Source organism: Candidatus Jordarchaeum sp. (genome assembly GCF_052745115.1).
In genome coordinates, this window is sequence record NZ_JBRAKS010000481.1 from 1 (window position 1) to 2338 (window position 2338).

Annotated in this window: 3 protein-coding genes; 1 reads left to right on the forward strand and 2 read right to left on the reverse strand. The window is 35.8% G+C overall.

Annotation, left to right across the window (positions count from 1 at the left end; all coding sequences use genetic code 11):
- Nucleotides 1-154 precede the first annotated feature (154 nt).
- Together ACUVXA_RS19835 and ACUVXA_RS19840 are read right to left on the reverse strand one after the other, a co-directional pair.
- Nucleotides 155-679, reverse strand: coding sequence for a class I SAM-dependent methyltransferase (locus ACUVXA_RS19835; RefSeq protein WP_445873022.1), 525 nt, complete (start codon nt 677-679; stop codon nt 155-157).
- Between the two features lie 12 nt (nt 680-691).
- Nucleotides 692-967 carry an AbrB/MazE/SpoVT family DNA-binding domain-containing protein gene (locus ACUVXA_RS19840; RefSeq protein WP_445873023.1) on the reverse strand — a complete coding sequence of 92 codons (276 nt, stop codon included), beginning with the start codon at nt 965-967 and terminating at the stop codon, nt 692-694.
- 367 nt (nt 968-1334) lie between these two features.
- Here ACUVXA_RS19840 and ACUVXA_RS19845 point away from each other — a divergent pair, with 367 nt between their 5' ends.
- Complete coding sequence (locus tag ACUVXA_RS19845; protein WP_445873024.1) at nt 1335-2285, forward strand: amidohydrolase family protein; 951 nt, start codon at nt 1335-1337, stop codon at nt 2283-2285.
- Nucleotides 2286-2338: the final 53 nt, after the last annotated feature.

Here is a 2338-nt window from a genome sequence, read left to right on the forward strand (position 1 = left end):
AAAGTCCAAGAATGGTATTATTTATCATTAAATCTTTCTACTGTTGTGAACCCTTATTTACTACGGCTTTCTCAATTATTTCCATCCCTTTTTTAGGATTCAAAACAGCTTTTTTGCTCAAAATTATCCCCTTTTTATGTTTCACACTAAATTATTACTTTTTTTGAAAATTGTATACTTTTTCGCCTTTTTTTGATAGTTTGAAAAATCCGCTCCCGGTTATCTTGGAAACTATTTCATCTTCGTTCATATGATGGTCGCTGAAGGACAATATTCCACCTGGTTTCAATACCCGATGTAACTCTTTCAACACACAGTTTGGATCACTTAAAGCGTGAAAGGTATCATATAGTAGAACCACATCAACGCTGCTATCAGGTAAACCGGTTTTGCAATCGGAAGTGATAGTTTTAACATTAGTCAACCTGTTTTTCGAAGAGATTTTCTGGACCGATTGGGCAGCGAGTGGGTGTATATCTAGGGCATAAATTTTCCCAGATTTGCCCACTAAATCAGCTGCGGGAAGTATGTAACTTCCTGGGCCACAGCCATAATCGAGTAAATGGTATCCGGGTTTTATTCCCACGTCTTTTAGAATATTCTTGCGAGGGGAAAAGAAATCGCGGAATTTGAAGCCGAAAGCCATCATTTTAAAATGGAGATTGGAATTTGAATCCATTAAAATTTCCTCCTAAGTTTTTTCGTCATCCTTTTCTTCTTTTACTTCAGGAATTTCAAAAGGCTCCAGTGGTTTGTCTTCTGATGCTCCGAGAATTTTCACTGCGAATCCTTTGAGTCCCTCAACTTTAGCTATGGCAATGCCCTTATTCAAATCCCCCATTACTATTAAAGTGTCTCCGGGATTGATATTGAATTTTTCTCGAGCCTCTTTTGGAATAACTATTTGTCCTCTTTCACCGACTTTTACGGTTCCGAAGATGAATTTATCTTTTCCAATTTTCGCCATAATTCACACCAATCATATTTTTCATATTTATTATATTAATAAATATAAATCATATTATTTAAATCTTTCCTATTATGAATTTATGTTTAAATATCTTTAAACCAATAAGAAAAATAGAAATTTAAAAAAGCCAAATTTATGATGTCTGGTTAAAGGAAATATAGATCGGGAAAAATTTTGCATAATGGGAAGGCCATTTAGACTTTCTTATTTTTAGATTAAAAAATGTTTTAATGTTAAGTATTATTTTTATAATTAATTTTAGTTTGAGTCATCAGATTTAAATGTGGTGAACTACTATAATCGATTAATAATGAGGTATAATATTGTTCCACATCTTTCAAGTGAATATCAAGGATTGAGATTTATGATAATTATAGATGGTAGGGAGATTGAAGTTATAGATATTCATGTGCATCCTCCTGACATACTTATGGACCCCGTTCCTCCCGGTTACAAAGCTGTGGAGGAGGAACTTCTTGGTAGAATGGATGAGGCCGGGGTTGATAAGGTAGCTCTACTCGCTTTTGATGTTGATAAGAATGATGTTGCGAGATTCCAGGATTTGTTCTATAGACCAGTGAGATATGTAACGAGCCTTGGTGGTGGATCTTTTGGGAGCATACTTATTGAGATTATGGCTTGGTTTGATAGAATTGTCAGAAGCGAAGAAGACATATACAAATATGTTGTAAAGGATCCTAATAGGATAATTGGTTTTGGTTCCATTAATCCGAAGAGACCGGAGGAGGAGATTAAGGAAAAGCTGAGAAAAATTAAGGAATTTGGTTTCAAGGGAATCAAGCTTATACCTACCTTCCAATTCTGCAACCCCTCAGACGAGTGTGTATATCCAGTTTATGAATATGCCCAGAAGAACAAATTGGTGATCCTGACCCACACCGGATGTGATCCCGGATTATGGGAATATCCTGATTTTTGTGAAGATGCAAAACCGATTCATTTGACTAAGATTGCTGAGGACTTCCCCCGTTTGAATATTGTGGGGGCTCATCTCGGAAGCTATAGTGCAGAGAACCCGGGAATATGGTTTGAAGAGATGATGCAGGTGGTTAAAACCTATGATAATGTTTTCACCGATGCCTCAGCTGTTGACCCGGAGCTGGTAAGAAGAGCGGTGAAAACAGTGGGAGCTGACAAAATTTTGTACGGAAGCGATTATCCAGTGGTTCTAACATATGTAGATCGAAAAATAGGCATGAAAGAACACTTATCCAATATATTAAGCTTGGACATAAATGTTGATGAAAAAGAAAAAATTCTAAGCCAAAATGCGAAAAAGATATTAAAAATCTGAAAAAACCTACATAAGCTTCGCTTTTTAGACAAATTATAAAAAACCTTTTTTTG